This window comes from Pseudomonas paraversuta, assembly GCF_904067025.1.
In the GTDB taxonomy this organism is placed as follows: Bacteria; Pseudomonadota; Gammaproteobacteria; order Pseudomonadales; family Pseudomonadaceae; genus Aquipseudomonas; species Aquipseudomonas paraversuta.
In genome coordinates, this window is sequence record NZ_CAJFDA010000001.1 from 571,616 (window position 1) to 596,144 (window position 24,529).

A 24,529-nucleotide genomic window follows, 5' to 3' on the forward strand; every position below is an offset into this window, starting at 1 on the left:
AGGGCAACTATAAAGGCTGTACGGGCAGGCCGAAAGCCATAGGCTCGCGTTGCGCGTGATACAGGCTCACGTTACGAAATTCATGGGGCTCGGCCAGATCGGGCAAGGTCAATGCCTTGAGGCTGTCCAGCTGGCGGTACAGCGGATGCTTGAAGTCGCGCACCCGGGAATCGGCGACCAGGACCTGTTGGCCACGGGTTAAAAACTGATCCAGCAGTGGCAGGTTTTCGCGGTCGTAAAGCACGTCCGCCACCAGGATCAGGTCGAAGCGGTCGGCTTCGGCGAAAAAGTCGCTGGAATAATGGAGCTGCACATCATTGAGCTCGGCATTCGCCCTGCAGGCAGCCAGCGCCAGCGGGTCAAGATCGCAAGCCAGCACCTCGAGTGCCCCGGCCCTGGCCGCTGCAATCGCTGCCACCCCGGAACCTGCGCCAAAATCCAGCACGCGCTTGCCTTGCACCCAGTGCGGCTGCTCGGCCAGATAACGTGCCAGAGCCAGACCGCTGGCCCAGCAAAACGCCCAGTACGGTGGCTCGTAAAGGATGCGCCGGGTCTCGTCGGCCGTGAAGCAACGATCCATCCGTTGCGGGTCAAGCAGCCATAACTTGAGTGTCGTGTCCGGCAAATCCGTAATGATCAGCCGGGCATCGCCCACCAACTCGCTCAATGACTGTTGCAGATGCAGCGGTGTATTCATGGTGCCTGGACAAAGGCCAGGGTACCCATGGCCTGGGTCGCAGGCTGGCTGATGATTTTTGAAGGTAGATGCAGGATCAATTGCCCGGACTGGCTGGCGCGTCCGCGCAGTTCAACCCGCGCTCCGGCGGGGAAGGCTTCGGGGTTAAAACGCAGCTTGAACGGCAGCGGCTGGCTATTGCCGATGATCTTGCTGCTGGCCATCAGGCCTTGGGGGCGTCCACGTTCGTCAATGATCAGCATCGCCAGTTCAACCTCGGCCCCTGCGGGTACGCCGGTCAACACGCCGCTGAGTTCACGCTGATAGGCCGGCAGTGGTCCGAGGTCTTTTGGAGCATCAGTTTTTGGCTGTGCCAGCACCTGAGTCTGCACCGGTTTTGGCGGTTCGCTGCTACAGGCGCCCAGGAAACCGGCGAGGCACAACAAAAAAAGCGTTCGTAGCGACATGGAAGGCTCCAGCGGCAGGTCTGTCGATGTATCAGATGGGTGAAACATAGTAGGCGGACTGTATACCGTAAAGGCTATGGCTTGTCTTGCCAGTGGGATGCGCTACCATGGCACTCCCCATTTTTTGTTGCCGCCACCATGCACTGTCCTTTCTGCGGTGCCAACGACACTAAAGTCATCGACTCGCGTCTGGTCGCCGAGGGCGACCAGGTGCGCCGCCGGCGTGAATGCCTGGCCTGTGGTGAGCGTTTCACCACCTTTGAAACAGCCGAGTTGGTGTTACCGCGCCTTATCAAGCAAGACGGCAGTCGTCAGCCTTTCGACGAAGAAAAACTGCGTGCCGGCATGCAGCGGGCGCTGGAAAAGCGCCCGGTCAGCGTCGAGCGACTCGAAGCCGCGCTGGCCCATATCAAGAGCAAGCTGCGCGCCACCGGTGAACGCGAAGTCAAATCGCTGGTTGTCGGTGAGCTGGTCATGGGCGAGCTGCAAAAGCTCGATGAAGTGGCCTATATCCGTTTTGCCTCTGTCTATCGACGCTTCCAGGACCTCAACGAGTTCCGCGAAGAAATCGACCGACTCGCCCGTGAGCCCTCCAAAGAATGACTGTGACTACGCAACAATCAATTTTAGACGCCCATTACATGGCGCGTGCCATCGAACTGGCGCGCAACGGCCTGTATACGACCCATCCCAACCCGCGAGTCGGTTGCGTGATAGTGCGTGACGGACAGATTGTCGGCGAAGGCTGGCACGTGCGCACGGGTGAACCCCACGCCGAAGTCCACGCCTTGCGTGCGGCGGGCGAGCTGGCCCGTGGCGCCACGGCTTACGTCACGCTGGAACCGTGCAGCCACCATGGCCACACTCCGCCCTGTGCCGACGGCTTGCGCCATGCCGGCGTGGCGCGGGTGGTGGCGGCCATGCAGGACCCCAACCCGGAAGTTGCCGGCCGCGGCCTCAAGCGTCTGGCTGACGCCGGGATTGAAGTGTGCAGCGGCGTGCTCGAAAGTGAAGCGCGGGCGCTGAACCCGGGCTTCCTCAAACGTATGGAGCACGGCCTGCCGTTTGTGCGGGTCAAGCTGGCGATGAGTCTTGATGGCCGCACGGCCATGGCCAATGGCGAAAGCCAATGGATCACCGGCCCTGCGGCACGCTCTGCGGTGCAGCGGCTGCGGGCGCAGGCCAGCGTGGTGCTGACCGGTGCCGACACGGTTCTGGCCGATGGCGCGCGCCTGACCGTGCGCGGTCCGGAGCTGGGCCTGAGCCCCGAGCTCACGGCGCTGGCATTGAGCCGTCCTCCGCTGCGGGTATTGATTGACGGGCGTTTGCGGGTGCCGCTGGATGCGCCGTTTTTCAAGGCAGGTCCGGCGCTGGTTGCCACCTGCGTACCTCCCGCCGAGCAATACCGCACGGGGCCGGAATGCCTGGTGATCCACGGTGCCAACGGCCAGGTCGATTTACGCAAGTTGCTGGTTGCACTGGCCGCACGCGGGGTGAACGAAGTATTGGTGGAGGCCGGGCCGCGTCTGGCCGGGGCTTTTGCCGAACAGGGGCTGGTGGATGAATACCAGATTTTCATCGCCGCCAAGTTCCTCGGTTCCACTGCCCGGCCATTGCTTGAGCTGCCGTTGACCCATATGAGCGAAGCGCCTTTGCTCAAAATCATTGAAATGCGCGCGGTGGGTGATGACTGGCGAGTCACCGCCATACCTGTGCCATCCGCGAGCGTATAATTCTCAGCCTCCGTTCTACGCAGGTTCTGTTCTCAAGGGGAACGCCATGTTTACCGGCATCATTGAATCCATCGGCAGCATCCGTGCACTGACCCCCAAAGGCGGCGATGTGCGGGTTTATGTAGACACCGGCAAGCTCGACCTGAGCGACGTCAAACTCGGCGACAGTATTGCAATCAATGGCGTGTGCCTGACTGCCGTGGAACTGCCGGGCAACGGCTTTATGGCTGACGTCAGCCGCGAGACCCTCGACTGCACCGCGTTCAACGATTTGAAAAGCGGCAGCCGGGTCAACCTGGAAAAGGCCCTGACCCCGACCACGCGTCTGGGTGGTCACCTGGTGAGCGGGCACGTTGACGGTGTGGGTGAAGTGATCTCGCGGGAAGAGAACGCCCGGGCTATCGAGTTCCGCATCCGCGCTCCCAAAGAGCTGGCCAAGTACATCGCCCATAAAGGCTCGATCACCGTCGACGGCACCAGCCTGACCGTGAACGCGGTCAATGGCGCCGAGTTCTCGCTGACCATTATTCCCCACACCCTGAGCGAAACCATCATGGACGACTATCGTCCGGGTCGCCGGGTGAACCTCGAAGTGGACCTGCTGGCGCGTTACCTTGAGCGTCTGCTGCTGGGCGATAAAGCCGCCGAGCCGACTTCGGGCGGCATCAGTGAAAGTTTTCTGGCCGCCAACGGCTACCTCAAATCCTGAATTAAGGGGGTGCCGCGTGGCGCTCAACAGCATCGAAGAACTGGTTGAAGACATCCGCCAAGGCAAGATGGTCATCCTGATGGATGACGAAGACCGCGAGAACGAAGGCGACCTGATCATGGCTGCCGAGTGCTGCCAGGCCGAGCACATCAACTTCATGGCGCGCTTTGCCCGTGGCTTGATTTGCATGCCCATGAGCCGCGAGCGTTGCGAGCTGCTGCAACTGCCATTGATGGCGCCGCGCAACGGTTCCGGCTTTGGCACCAAGTTCACTGTCTCGATCGAAGCGGCTACCGGTGTGACCACCGGCATCTCGGCAGCGGACCGTGCGCGCACCGTGCAGGCGGCTGCGGCCAGGGACGCGAAAGCAGAAGACATCGTGAGCCCGGGGCATATTTTCCCGTTGATGGCACAGGCGGGCGGTACTCTGGCCCGCGCCGGTCACACCGAAGCTGCCTGCGATCTGGCACGTATGGCCGGGTTCGAGCCAAGCGGTGTTATCTGTGAGGTGATGAACGACGACGGGACCATGGCCCGCCGTCCGGAACTAGAAACCTTCGCTGCCGAACACGGCATCAAGATCGGAACAATTGCCGACCTGATCCACTACCGCATGATCCATGAACGTACCGTTCAGCGGATTGCCGAACAGCCACTGGACAGCGAGCTGGGCCAATTCAACCTGGTGACCTATCGTGATTCAGTCGAAGGCGATGTGCACATGGCACTGACCCTGGGCAAGATCTGCGCTGAAGAGCCGACCCTGGTGCGTGTGCATAACATGGACCCGCTGCGTGATCTGCTGATGGTCAGGCAACCGGGGCGCTGGAGCCTGCGCGCCGCCATGAGCGCGGTGTCAGCGGCCGGCAGTGGTGTAGTGCTGTTGCTGGGCCATCCGCTGGATGGTGACGTATTGCTGGCCCATATTCGCGAAACTGCTGACCAGGTGCCGGTGAAAAAGCCGACCACTTACAGCATCGTGGGTGCCGGTTCGCAGATCCTGCGTGACCTCGGCGTGCGCAAAATGCGCTTGATGAGTTCACCAATGAAGTTCAATGCCATATCCGGTTTCGATCTGGAAGTTGTAGAATACGTGCCCTCCGAATAAAGACCGGTCGTGTCCTGTCCGAATTCGTGGCCCAATATCCTTAAAGAACGCACGCGAGTGCGTTCTGGCTCTTTAATACGAGACATACCGAATGACCCTGAAGACCATCGAAGGTACCTTCATCGCCCCCAAAGGTCGCTACGCTCTGGTAGTTGGCCGCTTCAACAGCTTCGTCGTCGAAAGCCTGGTGAGTGGTGCCGTTGATGCCCTGGTTCGCCACGGTGTGAACGAAAGCGACATCACCATCATCCGTGCTCCGGGTGCGTTCGAAATTCCACTGGTTGCGCAAAAGGTTGCCCAGCGCAACGAATTCGCCGCCATCATCGCCCTGGGCGCCGTGATTCGTGGCGGTACTCCGCACTTTGAATACGTTGCCGGCGAATGCACCAAGGGCTTGTCCCAGGTGTCCATGCAGTTCGGCGTACCGGTTGCATTCGGTGTGTTGACGGTCGATTCGATCGAACAGGCCATTGAGCGCTCCGGCACCAAAGCCGGCAACAAAGGCGCTGAAGCTGCCTTGTCCGCCCTTGAAATGGTCAGCCTGTTGGCACAGTTGGAGGCCAAGTGATTTCCGACGAAAGCGATCGTTTTAACCCGCGCGATCCTAAACCTGCGGACGCCGGCAAACCATCCAAGAGCGCCAAGCGCCGTGAAGCGCGTCAACTCGCGACTCAGGCCTTGTATCAATTGCACATGGCCAAGCAGTCCCTGAACGAAATCGAAGCCCAGTTTCGGGTCGATAACGACTTCACCGACGTTGATGCCGCGTACTTCCGTGAAATTTTGCACGGCGTACCTGCAATCAAGGCTGAAATCGATACCGCCCTGGCACCATGCCTGGACATCACCATCGAAGAGCTCGACCCGGTTGAACTGTGCGTTCTGCGCCTGTCCACCTGGGAGCTGATCAAGCGTGTCGACGTGCCTTACCGCGTTGTGATCAACGAAGGCATCGAGCTGGCGAAAGTGTTTGGTTCTACCGACGGCCACAAGTTCGTCAACGGTGTGCTCGACAAACTGGCGCCACGCCTGCGTGAAGCTGAAGTAAAGGCTTACAAGCGCTGATCAGCGCTGTCGGCCATGGGCGAGTTCGAGCTGATCCGTAACTTCTTCGCTGCCGCGCCTTGTGCGCAAGGCGGCGAAGGTGTTGCTCTGGGCATCGGCGACGACTGCGCCCTGCTGGATGTTCCTTTCGGGGAACAACTGGCGATTTCCACCGACACCCTGGTAGCCGGGGTGCACTTCGCAGATCCATGCGACCCTTTCTTGCTCGGTCAGCGTTCGCTGGCAGTGGCGGCCAGCGATCTGGCGGCCATGGGCGCAACTCCCCTCGCGTTTACCCTTGCCCTGACCTTGCCTGCGGTTGAAGCCGACTGGTTGCAAGCGTTCGCCCGCGGTTTGAACCTGATGGCTCAAGGCTGTGGCTTGCGCCTGATTGGTGGCGACACCACGCGCGGGCCGCTATGCCTGACGCTGACGGTTTTTGGCCGCGTACCTCGGGGCCAGGCATTGACCCGCAGTGCAGCCCGGCCCGGCGACCTGCTGTGTGTTGGCGGCGAGCTGGGCAATGCCGCTGGCGCCTTGCCTCTGGTGCTCGGCCAGCGTAGCGCCACACCCGCCATCGCCGAGCCGTTGCTGGCGCACTACTGGTCGCCGCAACCGCAATTGGCGCTGGGCCAGGCACTGCGCGGCAAGGCCAGCTCGGCGCTGGATATCTCCGATGGCCTGCTGGCCGACTGCGGGCATATTGCCCTGGCGTCTAAAGTCGGCTTGCTGATCGAAAACGACCGCGTGCCGGTTTCTCTCGCCTTGCAGGAATTTCTGGGTGACGCCGCTGCGCAGCAAGCGGCGTTGAGTGGGGGTGACGATTACGTGCTGGCGTTCACTTTGCCGGCCGTTGAGTTGCCGACCCTGCTGGCAGATGGCTGGCCGATTCATGTGATTGGCCTAGTGGTCGAAGGGCAGGGCGTCGGTTTGCTGGGCGTCGATGGCCGGGACATTACCCCGGGCATACGCGGTTATCAGCATTTTCGCGGTGAATAACTACGTGGCCAGCTGCTGCAAGAGCGATCAAACTTTTAGATATTTATCTCCGATAATTCAGCCTAAGCGTCTATAGGAACGTCCTGTTACAATGCCGCCTCTGCGAATTTCCAGTACTCAAACTGATCAGGAGCACACGGTGCCCGTCGTTTTCGTTGCCGCTTGCAAGCTTCCCACCCCCTTTGCCGAATTCACCATGCATGGCTTTCTCGAGAAAGCCACGGGTCGTGAACACGTTGTGCTCAGTTTGGGCGACGTGGCGGACGGCGCTCCGGTACTAGGCCGGGTGCACTCTGAATGCCTGACCGGCGATGCCTTGTTCAGCCAGCGCTGTGACTGCGGTTCGCAGCTCGAAGCCGCCATGCAGGCCATCGCCCGCGAAGGTCGTGGCGTGTTGCTGTACTTGCGTCAGGAAGGCCGGGGCATTGGCTTGCTGAACAAGGTTCGTGCTTACGAACTGCAGGATGGCGGCGCCGACACGGTTGAGGCCAATGAGCGTCTGGGATTTGCCGCCGATCAGCGTGACTACGGGATCTGCCTGCCGATGCTGGAGCACATGGGTGTGAAGTCGTTGCGTCTGATGACCAACAACCCGCGCAAGGTCAAAGCCTTGACCGACATGGGCATCAACGTGGCCGAACGGGTGCCTCTGCACACCGGGCATAACCCGCACAACAAGCTGTACCTGGCGACCAAAGCCAACAAGCTCGGGCACATGATGGGCAACCAGCATCAAAGCGAGGCCGACCCGGCGTGACCCGTGGTCAGATCCGTCGCCGCATGAGCTTCAGCTGGTGGCAGCAATTGGTGCTGACCCTGCTGCCGCTGGTATTGGCCAATTGGTTGTTCGGCAAGTCCGAGCCCTTGTTGCCCGGGCTGACGATGCCGTTCTTCATTGCCGGTGTTGCGTCGATGTTTGTCACGCTGCGCTTTTTCGGGCCGTACAAACATGGGCTGATCGCATTGCAAAAAGCCCTTGATACGCCCCAGGAGCCCGCTGCCTGGGCCGAGCTTGCCCGTGCCCGCTACCGCGCCTTGCTGGCTGCCGGCCTGCCGGTGTGGATCGCTGCGCTGGCGGTGTTTGTCGGGCTTGAAGGCGTGCCGTTGCTGCTGCTTTCAGTGTCGACGCTGGTACTGTTTTACCTCTATCGCATCCCGCGCCAGATCGGCTGATGCGCGCCTGGCTGGCGGTTCTGCTGCTGGCCATCGGCACCCCGGCCGGGGCGGCTACACGGGTGATCAGCCTGTCACCCTCCTTGTCAGAGATGGTTGTCGAACTGGGCGCCGCTGATCTGCTGGTGGGTCGCCTGGAGGCGGGAGAGCCTTTGCCGCAGCTGCGCAGCGTGCCTTCCGTGGGCCGTTACGGCCAGCTGGACATGGAGCGCCTGATCAGCCTGCAACCCGATTTACTTTTGCTCTGGCCGGGTAGCGTTGCCGCTGCCCAGCGCGAACAGCTGCGCCATCTCGACATCCCGACTTACACCGCCGAGCCTGCGAGTCTCGAGCAACTGGCCGATCAGGTTGAAGCCCTGGCCGTGGCGCTGAACCGCCCTGAGCGTGGCCGTGAACTGGCCGCGCAACTGCGTCAGCGTCTGGCCGGGCTACGTGGGCAATATCGGCGCGACATACCGCTGCGGGTGTTTTACCAGGTGTGGGATCAGCCGCTGTACACCGTTGGCGGTACGCAGATCATCAGTGACGCATTGGCGGTGTGCGGGGCGAGCAATGTATTTGCCGACCTCAAACTGCCTGCGCCGCAGGTCAGCGTGGAGTCGGTATTGCAGCGCAATCCGCAAGTGATCATCGCCAGCAGCCAGGCGCAGCTGGACGCCTGGAAAGCCTGGCCGCAGATTGATGCGGTCAAGCACGGACGTTTGCTGTTATTGACCGACAAAGGCCTTGAACGCCCAAGTGCGCAGATGCTTGAAGCAACGGCCCGACTTTGCGAGCAACTGGCTGACTGACTCTCACCCTGTAGGAGCGAGCTTGCTCGCGAGCTCTGCGTATTAAAAGCTCGCGAGCAAGCTCGCTCCTACAGGGGGTACGGGGGATATCGGGTTTTTAGAGCGTCGGGGTCCAGGTCACGGCCAGTTGCACGCTGCGGCTTTCTTCACGGTAGCCGTAGTAACTGCCGTCATAGCTGTAGAGCGCGCGGGTGAAGCTCTTGTCCAGCAAGTTGTCGACTTTTAAATCAAGCCTCACTTCAGCGCTGGCTTGCCAGTTGCCACGCACCCCCAGCAGTCCATAGCCGGCAATCGGCTGCGTATTGCCGTCGTCATTAAAGCTGCTGCTCACCGCCTGCCAGCTGGCGCCGACACCTACCCGGTCGAACTGGCGATCCAGATCAAGGTTCAGGGTGCGGCGGGCACGGCGGCTCAACGTATGGCCGGTGTCGCGATCACGGGGGTCGGTAATGGCGACCCCGAGGCTGCTCTGCCAGCCGAACCATTCTTGCTGCAAGGCACTTTCAAAACCGATGATCCGGGCGGCGCCAATGTTCTGCTGAATGAAATCGGCATCGGCCACAATCGCATCACGAATGTCGGTGCGATACAGCGAGGTTTCCAGGCGGCTGCTCTCGCTCAACTGGCTGCGCCACTGCAGCTCGTAGCTTTTGGAATGTTCGGGCTTCAGGGCCGGGTTGCCGTACTGCGGGTAGTACAAATCGTTAAACGTCGGCGCCCGGAACCCTTCGCTGTAAGACAGCAGCACATCGTTGTCCGGGTTGAGCGGTACCGTCAGGCTGGCGCTCCAGGTGTTATTGCTGCCGAACTGCTGGTTGTCGTCGTGACGCAGGCCCAGTTCGGTAGAGAAATAATCGCCATTGAAGCGGTGCTGAATAAATACGGCGCGATTCCAGCGGCTGTCCTGGTCAAACACCGTGCTGCTGCGCACGCGATCTTCATAGGCATCGGCACCGAGTATCACGCTGTTTTGCCCGTTCAGCGTCAGGTTGTTTTGCCAGTTCAATGAGTCGCGATAGGTGTTGAAGCTGTAGTTGTCTGTACTGAGCTTGTCGCGGGTTTTTTCGCGATTTTCGCTGTGGCCCAGTTCCAGGCGCGAGTTCCAGCGCTCGCTCAGTTGGGCGTCGATAAAACTGCCCACACTGCTGATATCGAAGTCGCTGTAGAGCTGCTGACCACTGACCGTCATGCTGTCCGGGTCCCAGCGGCCAAAGGAATTATCGAGTTCGGTCTTGCCCGTGTTCTTCATCGCCGTAAGGCCGACTTCCAGATCATCCCTCAGGAAGTGGCTCAGATTCAGGCTCAGGGACTTGTTGCGATAGGCATCGTGATCGTTGTCGCTGGGGAAGGACTGGTGCGTGCGATTGATCCCGGCCGTCTCTTCCAGGCTGCCGCTGAGGTTGTAGCGGGTCTGGGCATCGCCGCCGGACACGCCCAGGCTGTTGTCGGAGCTGCCATAGCTGCCCACTGAACTGTGTAGCCGCAGCTGAGGGGCCTGGTCTGCGCCGCGGCGAGTGAAAATCTGGATCACCCCGCCAATCGCGTCACTGCCGTAGATCACCGACCGTGAGCCGCGCAGCACTTCAACACGCTCGACCTGATCGATATTCAGGTACTGCAGGTTGCTGTCGGCCGAGGTGGCATTGGCCATGCGCTGGCCGTCGACCAGCACCAGGCTTTGTGCCGCTTTGGTGCCGCGGATGTAAATCCCGGGCAAGCCGCCACGGCCACCGCTACGTGCCACCTGCACGCCGGGCACCCGGCCCAGCAGGTCGGTGAGGCTGGTGGGTTGCAAGCGATCGATGTCGGCACGGGTGAACACCGTGTTGGCGCTGCTGCTGTCAGAGCGCGCTTCGACCTGGCGGTTGCCGGTGATCAGTGTTTGCGGGAGTTTGAGTGCGTCTTCCCGTTCGAGCGTGTCGGCGAGCAAAGGGCTGGCGGGGATGATGCCGAGGATTAAAGCCAAACGAAGGTGTTTCATGTGTTCTCAATTAACCCTGTAGGAGCGAGCTTGCTCGCGAGCTCGTTGGAAAGCTCGCGAGCAAGCTCGCTCCTGCAGTAAGTCTGATTGGCTCAGAGCCCCAGCAGTTGCATGCGCTGGCGCACCGATGCTTCGATACCTGCCGCATCCAGCCCGCATTCGGCGAGCATCTGGCTCGGTTTGGCATGTTCGACATAGACGTCCGGCAAGCCCAGATGCAATACCGACTTGAGCACGTTTTCACGGGCCAGCAACTCGCTGACTGCCGCACCCGCACCGCCCATGATGGCGTTCTCTTCAATGGTCACCAGCAGTTCATGGCTGTCGGCCATTTCGCGCACCAGTGCTTCATCCATAGGTTTGACGAAGCGCATGTCGACCACGGTGGCGTCGATTTTTTCCGCCACTTGCAGTGCTTCGGCCAATTGCACGCCAAACACCAGCATCGCCACCTTGCTGCCTTTGCGACGTATCACGCCTTTACCGATTTCCAGCGGTTCAAGGGTTTTTTCGATGCTTGCATTCGGTCCGCTGCCCCGCGGGTAGCGTACTGCCGCCGGACCGTTGTACAGGTGGCCGGTGGTCAGCATTTTGCGCAGTTCGTTTTCATCGCTCGGGGTCATGATCACCATACCCGGGATGCACCGCAGGTAAGACAGGTCAAAACTGCCGGCGTGGGTGGGGCCGTCTTCGCCCACCAGGCCCGCGCGGTCGATAGCGAACAGCACGTCCAGATTCTGCACGGCTACGTCATGCACCAGCTGGTCGTAACCGCGCTGCAAGAATGTCGAGTAGATCGCCACCACAGGCTTGGCGCCTTCGCAGGCCATGCCCGCGGCAAAGGTCACGGCGTGTTGTTCAGCAATGGCCACGTCGAAATAACGCAACGGGAAACGCTCGCTGAACGCGATCAGGTCCGAGCCTTCTTTCATGGCCGGGGTAATACCGACCAGGCGTTGATCGACAGCGGCCATGTCACACAGCCACTCGCCGAATACCGCAGAGTACTTCGGCCCGCTCGCAGCTTTTGGCGCTGCTTTCGGTGCGTCCAGCGGCTCAAGTTTGGTGATGGCGTGGTAGCCGATCGGGTCAGCCTCGGCCGGGGCAAAGCCTTTGCCCTTTTTGGTCACGATATGCAGGAACTGCGGACCTTTGAGGTCGCGCATGTTGCGCAGCGTGGCGATCAGGGTCGGCAGGTCGTGGCCATCGATAGGGCCAATGTAATTCCAGCCCAGTTCTTCAAACAGGGTGCCGGGTACCAACATGCCTTTGGCATATTCTTCGGTGCGCCGGGCAATTTCCCACGCGCCTGGCAGACGCGACAGCACTTTCTTGCTGCCTTCGCGCATGCTGGCGTAGGTACGGCTGGAGAGGATTTTGGCCAGATAGTTGGACAGGCCGCCGACATTGCGCGAGATCGACATGTCGTTGTCGTTGAGGATGACCAGCATGTTGGCATCGACTTCAGGCGCATGGTTCAGGGCTTCAAAAGCCATGCCGGCGGTCAGCGCGCCGTCACCGATCACGGCGATGGCCTTGCGCTCGCTATTTTGCAGGCGGGCAGCGATGGCCATGCCCAGTGCGGCACTGATTGAGGTGCTGGAGTGGCCGACGCCAAAGGTGTCGTACTCGCTCTCGGCGCGGCGCGGGAAAGCGGCGATCCCGTCTTTCTGGCGCAATGTCGCCATTTGCTCGCGGCGGCCGGTGAGGATTTTGTGCGGATACGCCTGATGACCCACGTCCCATACCAGCCGGTCATCCGGGGTATCGAACACGTAGTGCAACGCAATCGTCAGTTCAATGACGCCCAGGCCGGCACCAAAATGCCCGCCCGTCTGGCCGACGGTATAGAGCAATTCCTGGCGCAATTCGTCGGCCAGGGGTTCCAGCTCGGCTTCAGCCAGTCGGCGCAGGCCCGCAGGCGTGCCCGCTCGGTCGAGCAGGGGCGTAGTCGGGCGCTTGCGGGGGATCTCTTGAAACGTCGTTGGCATCAGGCGAATCGTTATAAATATAGAAGAGGTGGCAGTTTACCTTAAGGAACGTAAGCTGCCCACGCGCGGAGGCAATCCTTAGTCAGACCTTGGCATTAGACACTGCCTGAAAAACCGGATTTTCCAGGTCTAGTGGCGACGTTCGACTATGTATCGAGCCAGTGCGCGCAGCGGATCAGCTGTAGTGTCAAAAGATTGCAGCGCATTGAGTGCCTGGTCACGCAGCTCCAGCGCATAGGCTTTGGCGCCATCCAGACCCATCAGTGCCGGGTAGGTCGGTTTGTCCCGTGCAATATCGGCGCCCTGGCGTTTGCCCAGGGTTGCGGTATCGCTTTCAACGTCGAGAATGTCGTCCTGAACCTGGAATGCCAGGCCAACCGCCCGTGCATAGAGGTTCAGAGCCTGCAGATCATCAGCACTGGCATGGCCGCTGGCCAGGGCGCCCAGCTGTACGCTGGCCTCGATCAGAGCGCCGGTCTTGTGCCGGTGCATGAATTCGAGAGCGGTCTGATCAAGTTTGATTCCGACCGAACCGAGATCGATCGCCTGTCCGCCAACCATGCCCGCCGGGCCGGCAGCGAGGGCCAGAGCTGCGACCATGCGCAAGCGTGTCTCAGCATCCAGAGTATTGAGTCGCGGATCCAGCAGGGCGCTGAATGCAAGGCTTTGCAGGCCGTCACCGGCCAGAATCGCGCAGGCTTCATCGAACGCTTTATGGGTGGTCGGCTGGCCGCGACGCAAGTCGTCATCGTCCATTGCTGGCAAGTCATCATGCACCAGCGAATAGGCGTGGATCAGCTCCACTGCACAGGCCGCACCATTGGCTTGCTCGGCCGCGGCACCCAAGGCTTCGCAGGCGGCATAGGCCAAAAGCGGGCGGACCCGTTTGCCGCCGTTCATCACGCTGTAGCGCATTGCTTCATAGAGGCGGGCCAACTCCGCAGACGGAGCGACAAACAAGCGCTCAAGCGCCGCGTTGACGCGGTCCTGGCTGCTGGTCTGGTAGGCATCAATCATTCTGGCTGTTCCGCTTCAAAGGGCTCTTGGGCCAGTTCACCATCACGCTCAAGCAGAATTTGCACTTTCTGTTCAGCTTGAGCCAGTGCGCCTTGGCAATCACGGGTCAAGCGGATGCCTTGCTCGAAGGCGGTCAACGAATCTTCCAGTGACAGCTCGCCATTTTCCAGACGCTCGACCAGTGATTGCAGGTCAGCGAGGGACTGTTCGAAATCCAGGGCAACTTTTTTGCGGGCCATAGCGGCATTCTCGGTAGGCGTTAAAACCGGCTGACACTAGCAGACGGCGGGTTCCGGGGCAAATCCTCGGCCCCTGCCTGTCCGCCCTGACGGGGACCGGAATGCCCGTGATGGCAACACAATGGCCGATCTGCAAGATCGCGCGGCCTGGGGATCGCGGGCAAGCCCGCTCCTACAGGGATTTGTACTGGCTGGCGGATCTTGTGGGAGCTGGCTTGCCAGCGATGGCATCACTGCGGTCTGGCGGAACGACCGGGGTGCCAGCGGATCGCGAGCAAGCTCGCTCCTACAGGGGGTTGTGGTGGCTGGCGGTAATTTTGTGGGAGCTGGCTTGCCAGCGATGGCATCTCTGCGGTCTGGCGGAACGACCGAGGTGCAGCGGATCGCGAGCAAGCTCGCTCCTACAGGGGGTTGTGGTGGCTGGCGGTAATCTTGTGGGAGCTGGCTTGCCAGCGATGGCATCACTGCGATCGGGCAACGTCCGTATAACCTTAAACCCCGGAGCAGGGGATACACCGGGGTGCTTGCTTTGGCGTTTTCAACAGCTCGCAGCCTCGCGTTGCTTGGTAGCGACTACGATATGCGGCATGCACTGTGCAGAGATCTTATGGCGGTCAAGCCCCTTGACCTTACCATGCTGGGAAGCTTCAAGATCGGCTCAATCGTGACATTCAAGGAGAGTTTCCAATGGCTAGCGTTTCGCTTCAACCAGAGTCCAAAGCATCCGCGCGCCTGAGTCTGCCGGTTGAAGGCATGACGTGCGCCTCGTGCGTCGGTCGGGTCGAACGTGCGCTCAAGGCGGTCCCGGGTGTGCAGTCGGCCGTGGTCAACCTGGCCACCGAGCGCGCCGATGTCAGCTTCAGTGGCGTGGCCGATCCGCAGGCGGTAGTAGATGCCATCGAGCGCGTGGGCTACTCGGTGCGTGAAGAAACCACCGAACTGTCGATTGCAGGCATGACCTGTGCCTCGTGTGTGGGCCGGGTCGAGAAGGCGCTGGCGAAGGTGCCCGGCGTGCGGCAGGCCAGCGTCAACCTGGCCACCGAGCGCGCCCGGGTCACTCACCTCGCCGGGGCCGTTTCTGCTGCCGACCTTGAGGCCGCAGTGGAGCGGGCGGGGTATACGGCGCGACGCTTGTCTGCCGACCTCCCGGATGCGGGCGAGCAGGACGACCAGCGGCGCGAGGGCGAGGCCCGGGGGCTGCAGCGGTCCTTGCTGATTGCCGCCATCCTCAGCTTGCCGGTGTTCATTCTGGAGATGGGCTCGCACCTGATTCCCGCCATGCATCATTGGGTGATGACGGTCATCGGTCAGCAGACAAACTGGTATATCCAGTTCGTGCTGGCCACCCTGGTGCTGTTCGGGCCGGGGCTGCGTTTTTTCCGCAAGGGTGTTCCGGCCCTGCTGCGCGGTGCTCCGGACATGAACTCGCTGGTGGCAGTCGGGACCTCGGCGGCATACGGTTATTCGCTGGTCGCGACCTTTGCCCCTCAAGTGCTGCCCCAGGGCACCGCCAATGTGTATTTCGAAGCGGCCGCGGTCATCGTCACTCTTATTTTGCTTGGCCGCTCGCTGGAGGCCCGGGCCAAGGGCCGAACCTCACAGGCGATCAAACGTCTGGTCGGGCTGCAGGCCAAAACCGCGCGGGTAGAGCGCAACGGTGAAACCCTTGAACTGCCCCTCGAGCAGGTGACAACCGGGGACGTGGTGCTGGTACGTCCGGGGGAGAAAATCGCCCTCGATGGCGAGATTGTCGAAGGCGCCTCCTATGTCGACGAGAGCATGATCAGCGGCGAGCCGGTGCCGGTGCATAAAACTGCGGGTGCTCAAGTGATTGGCGGCACGATCAACAAGACCGGCGCTTTCAGTTTTCGCGTGACCCGAATCGGGGCCAACACGGTGCTGGCGCAGATCATCCGTTTGGTCGAGCAGGCCCAGGGTTCCAAGCTGCCGATCCAGGCGCTGGTGGACAAGGTCACCATGAGGTTCGTCCCGGCCGTGATGGCAGCGGCCACCCTGACCTTTGTGGTCTGGCTGATCTTCGGGCCGACCCCGGCGCTGACCTTTGCCCTGGTCAATGCGGTGGCGGTACTCATCATCGCCTGCCCGTGCGCCATGGGGCTGGCTACGCCGACCTCGATCATGGTCGGTACCGGGCGCGCGGCGGAACTGGGGGTGCTGTTTCGTAAAGGCGAAGCCTTGCAGGCGTTGCGGGATGTGAGTGTGATCGCCCTCGACAAGACCGGCACCCTGACCAAGGGCCGCCCGGAACTGACCGATCTGGTGCCTGCCGAAGGCTTTGATTACGACGAAGTGCTGGGGCTGGTGGCGGCGGTCGAAACCCGCTCCGAACACCCGATCGGCGAAGCCATCGTCAGCGCGGCGAAACAACGTGGTCTGGTGATGGGTTCCATCGACAGCTTCGAGGCAACCCCGGGTTTCGGGGTGACGGCCAAGGTGTCGGGGCGGACCGTGTCGGTCGGCGCAGACCGTTTCATGACGCTATTGGGGCTGGATGTGTTGAGCTTTGTCGCGACCGCCCAACGTCTGGGGGAACAGGGCAAGAGCCCGCTTTATGCCGCCATCGACGGTCGTCTGGCGGCGGTGATTGCGGTGGCCGACCCCATCAGGGAGACCACTTTGGAGGCGATCAAGGCGCTGCACGCCCTGGGCCTCAAGGTGGCGATGATCACCGGTGACAATGCGGCCACGGCCAATGCCATCGCCCGGCAATTGGGGATTGATGAGGTGGCGGCCGAGGTCCTGCCCGACGGCAAGGTCGCGGCACTGAAGAAATTCCGGGTCAATGGTGCACGGGTGGCCTTCGTCGGCGACGGCATCAACGACGCCCCGGCGCTGGCCGAAGCGGACGTGGGGCTGGCCATCGGCACCGGTACCGATGTGGCCATCGAGGCGGCAGACGTGGTGCTGATGTCAGGCGACCTGCGTGGCGTGCCGAATGCCATCGCCCTGAGTCAGGCGACGATCCGCAACATCAAGCAGAACCTGTTCTGGGCCTTCGCTTACAACGCAGTGCTGATCCCGGTCGCGGCGGGAGCGCTATACCCGGTGAACGGCACATTGCTGTCGCCGATCTTTGCGGCGGCTGCGATGGCGCTTTCCAGCATCTTTGTGCTGGTCAACGCGCTCCGGCTCAAGGGCTTCAAGGCGCCGATGGCGGTGAGTGGCGTGTAAACGGGGGCAGTTTTTCGCGGGCAGGAGCCAGGGAGAGGAACATGATGAATATCGGTCAGGCGGCCAGTTTTTCCGGGGTTTCGGCGAAGATGATCCGCTACTACGAACAGACTGGCTTGATCCCCAAAGCCCTTCGAACCGAGGCCGGCTACCGGCTTTACAGCCCCCAGGACGCCAATGCCCTGGGCTTTATCCGGCGCGCCCGCGACCTGGGGTTCTCTGTTGAACAGATCTCGGAGTTACTGGAGTTGTGGCGCGACCGTGATCGTGTCAGCGCTGTGGTCAAGGCCATGGCGCTGACCCATGTCGCGGGTCTGAAAGCGAAAATCGCCGAACTGCAGGCGATGGCGCAAACCCTCGAAAGTCTGGCCAGTCACTGTCGCGGCAATGACCGCCCGGACTGCCCGATCATAGCCGGGCTGGCCGAGCTCAATGCTTTGGCTGCAGCGCCGCAAGCCCCGCGCCGGACACCGCGGTTCGGGCTCGACACACCGGCCTCAGCCCACCAGCGGCAGTTTGCTGAAAAGTGATTGACCTTGCCACGCTGGCAAACTTCAACGTAGCGGTTCACCTTAAATAATCAGGAGATCCCCATGCATCGTTTTCATATCCCCAACATGACCTGCGGCGGCTGCGCCCGATCCGTCACCAAAGCGCTACTGGCCGTCGACCCGCAAGCGCGCATCGAAACCGACCCGGCGGCCCGTGAAGCCAGAGTCGAAAGCCAGCTGGACGAGGGCCTGTTCCACGCAGCGCTCAGCGAAGCCGGATACCCGGACAAACACTGATCAGCAGCACCGGCGAGTTTGCAGGATTGATGTTGGCTGTCGACAACCATGTGGGAGCTGGCTTGCCAGCGATGGCGGCCCACTTGAAGGGCCGCGGCGCCGGTGCTCACAAGCAAGCTCGCCCCTGAAGGGCTGGCAGGCTGCGGCTTTGTGGCAGGCATTAAAAAACCGGCTTGTGGCCGGCTTCTCGGGGGCGGGTTTGGCTTATTTTTGGTAAGCCGTACTCGCCTTCAATTTAGACATCCAGGCCCTGAGTGTCAGGGGTGGGGCGTGGCGGCTTATTGCTGCCTTGCCTGCAATCCGGCCTGCTCGATGCAGGGCGCGGTGCTTATGTGGCGCGAATCATACTGGGATTCAATGTCGTTTCCCAGCGAAAACAGCTCAATTTTCAGGCATAAAAAAACCTCGGCGAACCGAGGTTTTGGTGTGAGCCAAGCCTGCTGCAACGCAGGCCGGGCTTCACTTAGCCTTTGTAGGCCGCTACCGACTTCATGATCTCGGTACGGGCTGCTTCTGCATCGCCCCAACCTTCGATCTTCACCCATTTGCCTTTCTCGAGATCTTTGTAGTTCTCGAAGAAGTGCTGGATTTGCTGAATCAGCAAAGGTGGCAGGTCGGTGTACTCTTTCACGTCAACGTACAACTGGGACAGCTTGTCGTGAGGGACTGCAACGACTTTGGCATCGCCACCGCCGTCGTCGGTCATGTGCAGGATGCCAACCGGACGGGCACGGATTACCGAACCTGGCGCTACCGGATATGGGGTAACAACCAGCACGTCGAGGGGATCACCGTCGTCAGCCAGGGTGTTAGGGATGAAACCGTAGTTGGCTGGGTAGAACATCGGGGTTGCCATGAAGCGGTCAACGAACAGGCAGTCGCTGTCTTTGTCGATTTCATATTTGATCGGCGCGTGGTTCGCCGGAATCTCGATGGCGACGTAGATGTCATTCGGCAGGTCTTTGCCAGCCGGAATCTTGCTGTAGCTCATTGGGCGGTGCCCCCGTGTATAGGCCAGTTTACTTGGCCGATTTGGCCAAAAAGTGGCGGCGATTATAGGCGTATTCCGCTAACGCCGTCACGTCTGGCCGGTTTAGTGGTGCGTCACGTCCGGTTAACAGACTCTCGGTACTCGGGGTGCCCGCTTTGTAGCGTTTGCAGCCGGGTCAGCGGGTCTTGCCGGTAGAACAGGCTGAGCTGCTGGTACACCTTGGGGTAGGCGTGGGTCAGCAGGTCCGGTGCGCTGAAGAAGTATTCGCTGGTGACCGCGAAGAACTCTGCCGGGTTTTCGGCCGCATACGGATCAATGGGCGCGTGAGCCGGGTCGTGGTGATCGAGGTAGTGATTGAGATGGTCGTAGGCTTGTTGCATGGCCTCGGTCCAGTCGCCCAGGTGCATGCTGCTGTGCAAGGGCGGCATGCCATTGGCGGCACCATTGAGCATGTCGAGTTTGTGCGCCAGTTCGTGAATCACCAGGTTGTAGCCTTCCCAGCCGCCACTGGACAACACGCCAGGCCAGGCCAGCACCACCGGGCCATGTTGCCAGGCCTCACCGCTGTGGGTGCCTTGCCATTCGTGCTCGACTCCACTGGAGTCGCGATGACGCTGGGGGCTGATGAAATCATCGGGGTAGAGCACTATTTCGTGGAAACCCTGATACCAGTCCAGTTCGCCCAGGTTGAGCAGCGGCAGCTGTGCCTGGGCGGCCAGCAACAGGCGGCCTGCATCGGTGAGTTCAACCCCGGGCATGGGGGTCAGGTGTTTTTCTTGCAGAAATAACACGCTGTGCTCACGCAGCCATTTGTCCTGGGCGTCGTCCAGCCCGTCGAGAATACTCAGGTGCTGGCGCACGTCATGCCATACGTTTGCCGCGACCGGGTGTTGCGCCAGAATCCGCTGGCGCCGCCATTCACTCAGAGACCACATACGGGCGGCCCCCTATCAGGCTTTGGATGGGCTGCGGCCCATGCGGCTGCGGATCACACCAATGATCATCGGTACCAGAGACAGCAGGATGATGCCCACTACCAGCAACGACAGATTGGACTTGATGAAGGGCACATTGCCGAAGAAGTAGCCCAGGGTTACCAGGCCGCCGACCCAGAGGATGGTGCCGAAGACACTGAACATCAGGAAGCGCGGGTAGAACATGTGTGCCACGCCGGCAACAAAAGGCGCAAAGGTGCGGAAGATTGGCAGGAAGCGCGCCATGGTCACGGTTTTACCGCCATGACGTTCGTAAAAATCGTGGGTCTTTTCCAGGTAATCGCGGCGGAATATTTTCGAGTTCGGATTACTGAACAATCGCTCGCCGGCGGTTCGTCCTATGACGTAGTTGGTGCTGTCGCCCAGAATTGCCGCCACCATCAGCAGGCCGCCCAGCAATACCGGGTCCATGCCACCGCCCGCAGCCACTGCGCCGGCAATGAACAGCAGGGAATCACCCGGCAGGAACGGCATGACCACCAGGCCGGTTTCACAGAAGATCACCAAAAACAGGATGGCGTAGATCCACACCCCGTAATCTCTTACCAGCATGTCCAGGTACACATCGAGATGCAGGATAATGTCGATCGGGTTGAAATCCATGTAAAGCACCTGTGCTGATGACCCGGCTCTGCAGGTCCGTGCGGGAAAGGGAAGGGTATTTAACTACAAGAGATGTAGTTTTTTCGTACATCTCTTAAAAAAGCGGATTATACGGATTGGTGCAAGTCTTGTTGGTTGAGTTTGTAGCGAGGCGTGTATTGGCTCGCAGCGGCTGGCTAATCAACCCTGGGAGCGAGCGTGCCTCGCCAAGCACACAGCTCGCTCCTACAGAGTCATGGCCCGGTGTTTATTCACCCTTGAGCAGGAAATTCTCGCTGGGGGCCGCTGATTCTATGGTGTGTACCTGTGCTTCGTCCTTCAGGTTGACCCCCGACAATTGCCGACGACAGGCTTCACGCATCAAGTAAACCAGCCGATGGGCGGCCATGGCGTAGCTCAGCCCTTCGAGCCGCACGTTAGAGATGCAGTTGCGATAGGCATCGGTCAGGCCGATCTTTGGCCCGTAGGTGAAGTACAGACCCAGACTGTCTGGGGAGCTGAGGCCGGGGCGTTCGCCGATCAGCATCACCACCATTTTTGCACCCAGCAGTTCGCCGATTTCATCGGCGACGGCGACCCGTCCTTGCTCCACCAGAATCACCGGTGACTGGCTCCAGTTTTCAGTGGCCGTTTGCTCCTGCATGCGGGCCAGAAAGGGCAGGGTGTGGCGATGAACCGCCAGCGCCGATAGCCCGTCGGCTACCACTATGGCGACATCGATCGCGCCAGGATGAGCCAGGGCGTAGTCGCGCAATTGCTGCGCCGAGTCGTCGTCAAGTTTGCGCCCCAGATCCGGCCGTTGCAGATAGCTGTGGCGATCAATGGCGGCGCTGTGCAGCAGCAGCGTTTGCTGTCCGCGCTCGGCAAGCTGGCTGCTCAGCCCTGCGTGGTCAAACGGCAAATGCACCGCATCCCGGGCCTGGGCGTGGGCAAACTGAAAATCCAGCTGGGCCCCGGTGGGCATGCTGGTGCCGGTGCGGCCCAGGGCAATGCGCGCCGGGGTCAGGCGGCGCAGTTCCAGCCAGGGGTTGAGACTGTCGGTGGGGGTAGTGGCCATGTTCAGCGTCCTCCCAGATGAGCCAGTGCCTGGCGAAATGCCGGCGGCAGTTGATGGCCGAATTCGATGCGGCCATCGGTCTGGGTGAAAATCCCGATCTTGCTCAGCCATTGCTCGAACTCGGGGGCAGGTTTGAGGCCCAGGGTTTTTCGCGCATACAGCGCGTCATGGAACGAGGTGGTCTGATAGTTGAGCATGATGTCGTCCGAGCCCGGAATGCCCATGATGAAGTTGATCCCGGCCACACCCAGCAGGGTCAGCAGGTTATCCATGTCGTCCTGGTCGGCTTCGGCGTGGTTGGTGTAACAGATGTCGCAACCCATCGGCACGCCCAGCAGCTTGCCGCAGAAGTGGTCCTCAAGCCCGGCGCGGATGATTTGCTTGCCGTTGTACAGGTACTCGGGGCCGATAAAACCCACCACAGTGTTGACCAGAAACGGTTTGAAATGCCGCGCTACCGCATAGGCCCGGGTTTCGCAGGTTTGCTGGTCGACGCCGAAATGCGCGTTGGCCGACAGCGCGCTGCCCTGGCCGGTTTCGAAATACATCAGGTTGTTGCCCAGGGTGCCGCGGTTGAGGCTTAAACCGGCCTCGTAGCCTTCCTGCAATAGATTCAGATTGATCCCGAAGCTGGCGTTGGCGGCTTCTGTACCGGCAATCGACTGGAATACCAGATCCAGCGGTACGCCACGGTTGATCGCTTCAATCGAGGTGGTGACATGGGTCAGCACACAGGATTGGGTGGGGATCTCATAACGCTGGATGATGGCGTCGAGCATGTTCAGCAGGTCGCAGATCGAGGCGATGCTGTCGGTGGCCGGGTTGATACCGATCATGGCGTCGCCGTTGCCGTACAGCAGGCCATCGAGAATGCTGGCGGCAATTCCCGCCGGATCGTCCGTGGGGTGGTTGGGTTGCAGGCGGGTAGAGAGCCGCCCGCGCAGGCCCATGGTGCCGCGAAAACGGGTGACCACCCGGATCTTCTGCGCCACCAGAATCAGGTCCTGCACGCGCATGATTTTTGACACCGCTGCGGCCATTTCCGGGGTCAGGCCCGGCGCCAGGGCACGCAGGCTCTGTTCGTCGGCGGCGTCGCTGAGCAGCCAGTCACGAAAACCGCCCACTGTCAGATGGCTGACGGCGGCGAAGGCGAGCGGGTCATGGCTGTCGATGATCAGCCGGGTAACTTCATCGGATTCGTAGGGAATCAGCGCTTCCTGCAGGAACCAGGCGAGCGGGATGTCAGCCAGGGCCATTTGCGCAGCGACCCGTTCACCGTCGTTGAGCGCGGCCACTCCAGCCAGGAAATCCCCGGAGCGTGCCGGGCTGGCTTTGGCCATAAGGTCTTTGAGGCTGTCAAAACGGTAAGTCTGAGTGCCTACCGCGTGAGAAAAAGTTGCCATTCAGGATGCTCCTCAACGCCAGACGCCACGCGTCTGGCGGGTTTCTCAGCGACTAGTGCAGGGCTTGCTCGGCTTTTTGGATCGCCGCGAATTCCTCTTCAGGCGTACCGGCCACCAAGTGGTGCCGACTGTAAAAAGCGAAGTAGGCAATTAATACGCCATAGATCACGGCAGCGCCAATCACAACGCGCGGGTCCACTAGGAAGCCGGCCACGACCGCGACGCAAGCCAGCACCAAAGCGATGCCTGAAGTGAAGATTCCGCCCGGAGTGCGGTATGGACGCTCCATTTTGGGGCGACGAATACGCAGGGTGATGTGTGCAGCCATCATCAGCACGTAGGAAATGGTCGCGCCAAACACCGCCACCAGAATCAGCAAGTCCCCCTGGCCGGTCAGTGACAGGCCAAAACCGATGATGCCGGGGATGATCAGCGCCAATACCGGGGCTTTGCTTTTGTTGGTTTCGGACAATTTACGCGGCAAATAGCCGGCACGGGACAGGGCGAAGATCTGACGCGAATAGGCGTAAATGATCGAGAAGAAACTGGCGATCAAACCGGCCAGACCCACCAGGTTGACGAAACTGCCCATCCAGGTTGAGCCGCCATAGGCCTTGCTCAGTGCTTCAACCAGCGGGTTGCCCGAGGCCATCAAGTGGTGCGCGCCCGCAGCGCCGGGGCCGATGACCAGAATCAGCAGGGCAAAGGTGACGAGTACCAGCATGGCGCCGATCAGGCCGCGAGGCAGGTCGCGTTTAGGGTTTTTGGTTTCTTCGGCGGCCAGCGGCACGCCTTCGACGGCGAGGAAAAACCAGATCGCATAAGGGATTGCGGCCCACACGCCGACATAGCCGAATGGCAAGAAGGTGCTGGCGCCTTTGGCCTCGGTAACCGGAATATCCAGCAGGTTGGCGACGCTGAAGTGCGGCACCATCGATACCAGGAACACGCCCAGGGCAATCGCGGCCACGGCGGTGATGACAAACATCAGTTTAAGGGCTTCACCCACGCCGAAAATGTGAATGCCGATAAAGATGATGTAGAACGCCAGATAGATCATCCAGCCGCCAATCCCGAACAGCGACTCGCAATAAGCGCCGATGAATACGGCAATTGCCGCGGGGGCGATGGCGTATTCAATCAGGATCGCGGTGCCGGTCAGGAACCCGCCCCACGGCCCGAATGCGCTGCGGGCAAAGCCATAGCCGCCGCCAGCGGTGGGAATCATCGATGACAGTTCGGCCAGCGAAAAGCACATGCACAGGTACATGGTGGCCATCAGCAATGTGGCGATGAACATTCCGCCCCAGCCGCCCTGGGCCAGGCCGAAGTTCCAGCCGGCATAATCGCCGGAGATGACATAGGCCACACCCAGGCCCACCAGCAGGACCCAGCCGGCAGCGCCTTTTTTCAGTTCGCGTTGTTGAAAATATTCGGAGCCGACCTTTTCAAAGTCGACCGAGGAAGCTGACGCCGGAGCGCCAATGGGTTCGCTAGGCATGTGAGTGCACCTGTTCTTTTATAGTTTGGAAAATATGACAGGGAGCAAAGCAAGAGCTGGGCCATGGGGCC

Annotated in this window: 25 protein-coding genes; 13 read left to right on the forward strand and 12 right to left on the reverse strand. The window is 60.8% G+C overall.

The features are described 5' to 3' along the window. Positions 1-7 precede the first annotated feature (7 nt). Both JQ848_RS02760 and JQ848_RS02765 read right to left on the reverse strand, forming a co-directional pair. Positions 8-697, reverse strand: a complete 690-nt coding sequence (locus tag JQ848_RS02760) for a class I SAM-dependent methyltransferase (RefSeq protein WP_003444287.1) — start codon at positions 695-697, stop codon at positions 8-10. Further along, positions 694-1,143, reverse strand: coding sequence for a YbaY family lipoprotein (locus tag JQ848_RS02765; protein WP_003444285.1), 450 nt, complete (start codon positions 1,141-1,143; stop codon positions 694-696). Before JQ848_RS02765 ends, JQ848_RS02760 begins: the two co-directional genes overlap by 4 nt. Before the next feature lie 138 nt (positions 1,144-1,281). Between JQ848_RS02765 and nrdR the strand changes: the two genes are divergently transcribed. From nrdR to JQ848_RS02815, 10 genes are all read left to right on the forward strand, one after another. Beyond that, entirely contained in the window at positions 1,282-1,746 is a 465-nt protein-coding gene (gene nrdR, locus JQ848_RS02770; RefSeq protein WP_003444283.1) for a transcriptional regulator NrdR, read from the forward strand. Further along, a complete protein-coding gene (ribD, locus tag JQ848_RS02775; protein ID WP_029612150.1) occupies positions 1,743-2,876 on the forward strand; it encodes a bifunctional diaminohydroxyphosphoribosylaminopyrimidine deaminase/5-amino-6-(5-phosphoribosylamino)uracil reductase RibD in 1,134 nt (377 codons plus the stop codon). The genes nrdR and ribD overlap by 4 nt, the downstream gene beginning before the upstream one ends. A gap of 46 nt (positions 2,877-2,922) precedes the next feature. Further along, a complete protein-coding gene (locus JQ848_RS02780; RefSeq protein ID WP_003444279.1) occupies positions 2,923-3,585 on the forward strand; it encodes a riboflavin synthase in 663 nt (220 codons plus the stop codon). Between the two features lie 16 nt (positions 3,586-3,601). Next, positions 3,602-4,693, forward strand: a complete 1,092-nt coding sequence (gene ribBA, locus JQ848_RS02785) for a bifunctional 3,4-dihydroxy-2-butanone-4-phosphate synthase/GTP cyclohydrolase II (protein ID WP_003444277.1) — start codon at positions 3,602-3,604, stop codon at positions 4,691-4,693. Positions 4,694-4,784: 91 nt separating this feature from the next. Beyond that, on the forward strand, positions 4,785-5,261 hold the full coding sequence (gene ribH, locus JQ848_RS02790) for a 6,7-dimethyl-8-ribityllumazine synthase (protein ID WP_003444275.1): 477 nt from the start codon (positions 4,785-4,787) through the stop codon (positions 5,259-5,261). Continuing rightward, positions 5,258-5,758, forward strand: a complete 501-nt coding sequence (gene nusB / locus JQ848_RS02795) for a transcription antitermination factor NusB (protein WP_003444273.1) — start codon at positions 5,258-5,260, stop codon at positions 5,756-5,758. Before ribH ends, nusB begins: the two co-directional genes overlap by 4 nt. A 15-nt stretch (positions 5,759-5,773) precedes the next feature. Continuing rightward, positions 5,774-6,736, forward strand: coding sequence for a thiamine-phosphate kinase (gene thiL / locus JQ848_RS02800; protein ID WP_202210241.1), 963 nt, complete (start codon positions 5,774-5,776; stop codon positions 6,734-6,736). Positions 6,737-6,875: 139 nt separating this feature from the next. Beyond that, positions 6,876-7,493 carry a GTP cyclohydrolase II gene (gene ribA, locus JQ848_RS02805; RefSeq protein WP_003444271.1) on the forward strand — a complete coding sequence of 206 codons (618 nt, stop codon included), beginning with the start codon at positions 6,876-6,878 and terminating at the stop codon, positions 7,491-7,493. Then, a complete protein-coding gene (locus JQ848_RS02810) occupies positions 7,490-7,909 on the forward strand; it encodes a hypothetical protein (protein ID WP_003444270.1) in 420 nt (139 codons plus the stop codon). The genes ribA and JQ848_RS02810 overlap by 4 nt, the downstream gene beginning before the upstream one ends. Further along, positions 7,909-8,700 (forward strand): cobalamin-binding protein, encoded by a 792-nt coding sequence (locus JQ848_RS02815; RefSeq protein ID WP_010655457.1) that lies wholly within the window; start codon positions 7,909-7,911, stop codon positions 8,698-8,700. Before JQ848_RS02810 ends, JQ848_RS02815 begins: the two co-directional genes overlap by 1 nt. A gap of 97 nt (positions 8,701-8,797) precedes the next feature. Here JQ848_RS02815 and JQ848_RS02820 read toward each other — a convergent pair whose 3' ends face one another. From JQ848_RS02820 to JQ848_RS02835, 4 genes are all read right to left on the reverse strand, one after another. Further along, a complete protein-coding gene (locus tag JQ848_RS02820; RefSeq protein ID WP_202210242.1) occupies positions 8,798-10,681 on the reverse strand; it encodes a TonB-dependent receptor domain-containing protein in 1,884 nt (627 codons plus the stop codon). Between the two features lie 92 nt (positions 10,682-10,773). After that, positions 10,774-12,672, reverse strand: a complete 1,899-nt coding sequence (dxs, locus tag JQ848_RS02825) for a 1-deoxy-D-xylulose-5-phosphate synthase (protein ID WP_010655459.1) — start codon at positions 12,670-12,672, stop codon at positions 10,774-10,776. 129 nt (positions 12,673-12,801) lie between these two features. Further along, on the reverse strand, positions 12,802-13,689 hold the full coding sequence (gene ispA / locus JQ848_RS02830; protein WP_127196863.1) for a (2E,6E)-farnesyl diphosphate synthase: 888 nt from the start codon (positions 13,687-13,689) through the stop codon (positions 12,802-12,804). After that, positions 13,686-13,928: an exodeoxyribonuclease VII small subunit gene (locus JQ848_RS02835; protein WP_003444260.1), complete on the reverse strand. Its 243-nt coding sequence runs from the start codon at positions 13,926-13,928 to the stop codon at positions 13,686-13,688. The genes ispA and JQ848_RS02835 overlap by 4 nt, the downstream gene beginning before the upstream one ends. Before the next feature lie 687 nt (positions 13,929-14,615). On the opposite strand from JQ848_RS02835, the gene JQ848_RS02840 reads away from it, so the two are divergent. The 3 genes from JQ848_RS02840 (at position 14,616) to JQ848_RS02850 (ending at position 17,908) form a co-directional block, all read left to right on the forward strand. Then, complete coding sequence (locus tag JQ848_RS02840; protein WP_202210243.1) at positions 14,616-17,120, forward strand: heavy metal translocating P-type ATPase; 2,505 nt, start codon at positions 14,616-14,618, stop codon at positions 17,118-17,120. A gap of 44 nt (positions 17,121-17,164) precedes the next feature. Then, positions 17,165-17,650: a Cu(I)-responsive transcriptional regulator gene (gene cueR / locus JQ848_RS02845; protein WP_039735175.1), complete on the forward strand. Its 486-nt coding sequence runs from the start codon at positions 17,165-17,167 to the stop codon at positions 17,648-17,650. A gap of 63 nt (positions 17,651-17,713) precedes the next feature. Further along, positions 17,714-17,908, forward strand: coding sequence for a heavy-metal-associated domain-containing protein (locus JQ848_RS02850; protein ID WP_003444255.1), 195 nt, complete (start codon positions 17,714-17,716; stop codon positions 17,906-17,908). Between the two features lie 463 nt (positions 17,909-18,371). Here JQ848_RS02850 and ppa read toward each other — a convergent pair whose 3' ends face one another. The 6 genes from ppa to eat all read right to left on the reverse strand — a co-directional run bounded on the left by ppa (position 18,372) and on the right by eat (position 24,458). After that, positions 18,372-18,899: an inorganic diphosphatase gene (ppa, locus tag JQ848_RS02855; RefSeq protein WP_003444254.1), complete on the reverse strand. Its 528-nt coding sequence runs from the start codon at positions 18,897-18,899 to the stop codon at positions 18,372-18,374. Positions 18,900-19,012: 113 nt separating this feature from the next. Beyond that, entirely contained in the window at positions 19,013-19,834 is an 822-nt protein-coding gene (locus JQ848_RS02860; RefSeq protein WP_202210244.1) for a M90 family metallopeptidase, read from the reverse strand. Positions 19,835-19,849: 15 nt separating this feature from the next. Then, complete coding sequence (locus JQ848_RS02865) at positions 19,850-20,497, reverse strand: DedA family protein (protein ID WP_003444252.1); 648 nt, start codon at positions 20,495-20,497, stop codon at positions 19,850-19,852. A gap of 247 nt (positions 20,498-20,744) precedes the next feature. Beyond that, on the reverse strand, positions 20,745-21,554 hold the full coding sequence (eutC, locus tag JQ848_RS02870; protein ID WP_010655463.1) for an ethanolamine ammonia-lyase subunit EutC: 810 nt from the start codon (positions 21,552-21,554) through the stop codon (positions 20,745-20,747). 2 nt (positions 21,555-21,556) lie between these two features. After that, on the reverse strand, positions 21,557-22,957 hold the full coding sequence (locus JQ848_RS02875; protein ID WP_202210245.1) for an ethanolamine ammonia-lyase subunit EutB: 1,401 nt from the start codon (positions 22,955-22,957) through the stop codon (positions 21,557-21,559). Between the two features lie 52 nt (positions 22,958-23,009). Beyond that, positions 23,010-24,458, reverse strand: coding sequence for an ethanolamine permease (gene eat / locus JQ848_RS02880; RefSeq protein WP_003444246.1), 1,449 nt, complete (start codon positions 24,456-24,458; stop codon positions 23,010-23,012). Between the last annotated feature and the right edge of the window lie 71 nt (positions 24,459-24,529).

Excerpts from the sequence above, each read along its gene's own strand:
- JQ848_RS02760 (WP_003444287.1), bottom strand. The coding sequence starts at position 697 with ATGAATACACCGCTGCATCTGCAACAGTCATTGAGCGAGTTGGTGGGC.
- JQ848_RS02765 (WP_003444285.1), bottom strand. The coding sequence starts at position 1,143 with ATGTCGCTACGAACGCTTTTTTTGTTGTGCCTCGCCGGTTTCCTGGGC.
- nrdR (WP_003444283.1), top strand. The coding sequence starts at position 1,282 with ATGCACTGTCCTTTCTGCGGTGCCAACGACACTAAAGTCATCGACTCG.
- ribD (WP_029612150.1), top strand. The coding sequence starts at position 1,743 with ATGACTGTGACTACGCAACAATCAATTTTAGACGCCCATTACATGGCG.
- JQ848_RS02780 (WP_003444279.1), top strand. The coding sequence starts at position 2,923 with ATGTTTACCGGCATCATTGAATCCATCGGCAGCATCCGTGCACTGACC.
- ribH (WP_003444275.1), top strand. The coding sequence starts at position 4,785 with ATGACCCTGAAGACCATCGAAGGTACCTTCATCGCCCCCAAAGGTCGC.
- thiL (WP_202210241.1), top strand. The coding sequence starts at position 5,774 with ATGGGCGAGTTCGAGCTGATCCGTAACTTCTTCGCTGCCGCGCCTTGT.
- JQ848_RS02815 (WP_010655457.1), top strand. The coding sequence starts at position 7,909 with ATGCGCGCCTGGCTGGCGGTTCTGCTGCTGGCCATCGGCACCCCGGCC.
- JQ848_RS02820 (WP_202210242.1), bottom strand. The coding sequence starts at position 10,681 with ATGAAACACCTTCGTTTGGCTTTAATCCTCGGCATCATCCCCGCCAGC.
- dxs (WP_010655459.1), bottom strand. The coding sequence starts at position 12,672 with ATGCCAACGACGTTTCAAGAGATCCCCCGCAAGCGCCCGACTACGCCC.
- ispA (WP_127196863.1), bottom strand. The coding sequence starts at position 13,689 with ATGATTGATGCCTACCAGACCAGCAGCCAGGACCGCGTCAACGCGGCG.
- JQ848_RS02835 (WP_003444260.1), bottom strand. The coding sequence starts at position 13,928 with ATGGCCCGCAAAAAAGTTGCCCTGGATTTCGAACAGTCCCTCGCTGAC.
- JQ848_RS02840 (WP_202210243.1), top strand. The coding sequence starts at position 14,616 with ATGGCTAGCGTTTCGCTTCAACCAGAGTCCAAAGCATCCGCGCGCCTG.
- cueR (WP_039735175.1), top strand. The coding sequence starts at position 17,165 with ATGAATATCGGTCAGGCGGCCAGTTTTTCCGGGGTTTCGGCGAAGATG.
- JQ848_RS02850 (WP_003444255.1), top strand. The coding sequence starts at position 17,714 with ATGCATCGTTTTCATATCCCCAACATGACCTGCGGCGGCTGCGCCCGA.
- ppa (WP_003444254.1), bottom strand. The coding sequence starts at position 18,899 with ATGAGCTACAGCAAGATTCCGGCTGGCAAAGACCTGCCGAATGACATC.
- JQ848_RS02860 (WP_202210244.1), bottom strand. The coding sequence starts at position 19,834 with ATGTGGTCTCTGAGTGAATGGCGGCGCCAGCGGATTCTGGCGCAACAC.
- JQ848_RS02865 (WP_003444252.1), bottom strand. The coding sequence starts at position 20,497 with ATGGATTTCAACCCGATCGACATTATCCTGCATCTCGATGTGTACCTG.
- eutC (WP_010655463.1), bottom strand. The coding sequence starts at position 21,554 with ATGGCCACTACCCCCACCGACAGTCTCAACCCCTGGCTGGAACTGCGC.
- JQ848_RS02875 (WP_202210245.1), bottom strand. The coding sequence starts at position 22,957 with ATGGCAACTTTTTCTCACGCGGTAGGCACTCAGACTTACCGTTTTGAC.
- eat (WP_003444246.1), bottom strand. The coding sequence starts at position 24,458 with ATGCCTAGCGAACCCATTGGCGCTCCGGCGTCAGCTTCCTCGGTCGAC.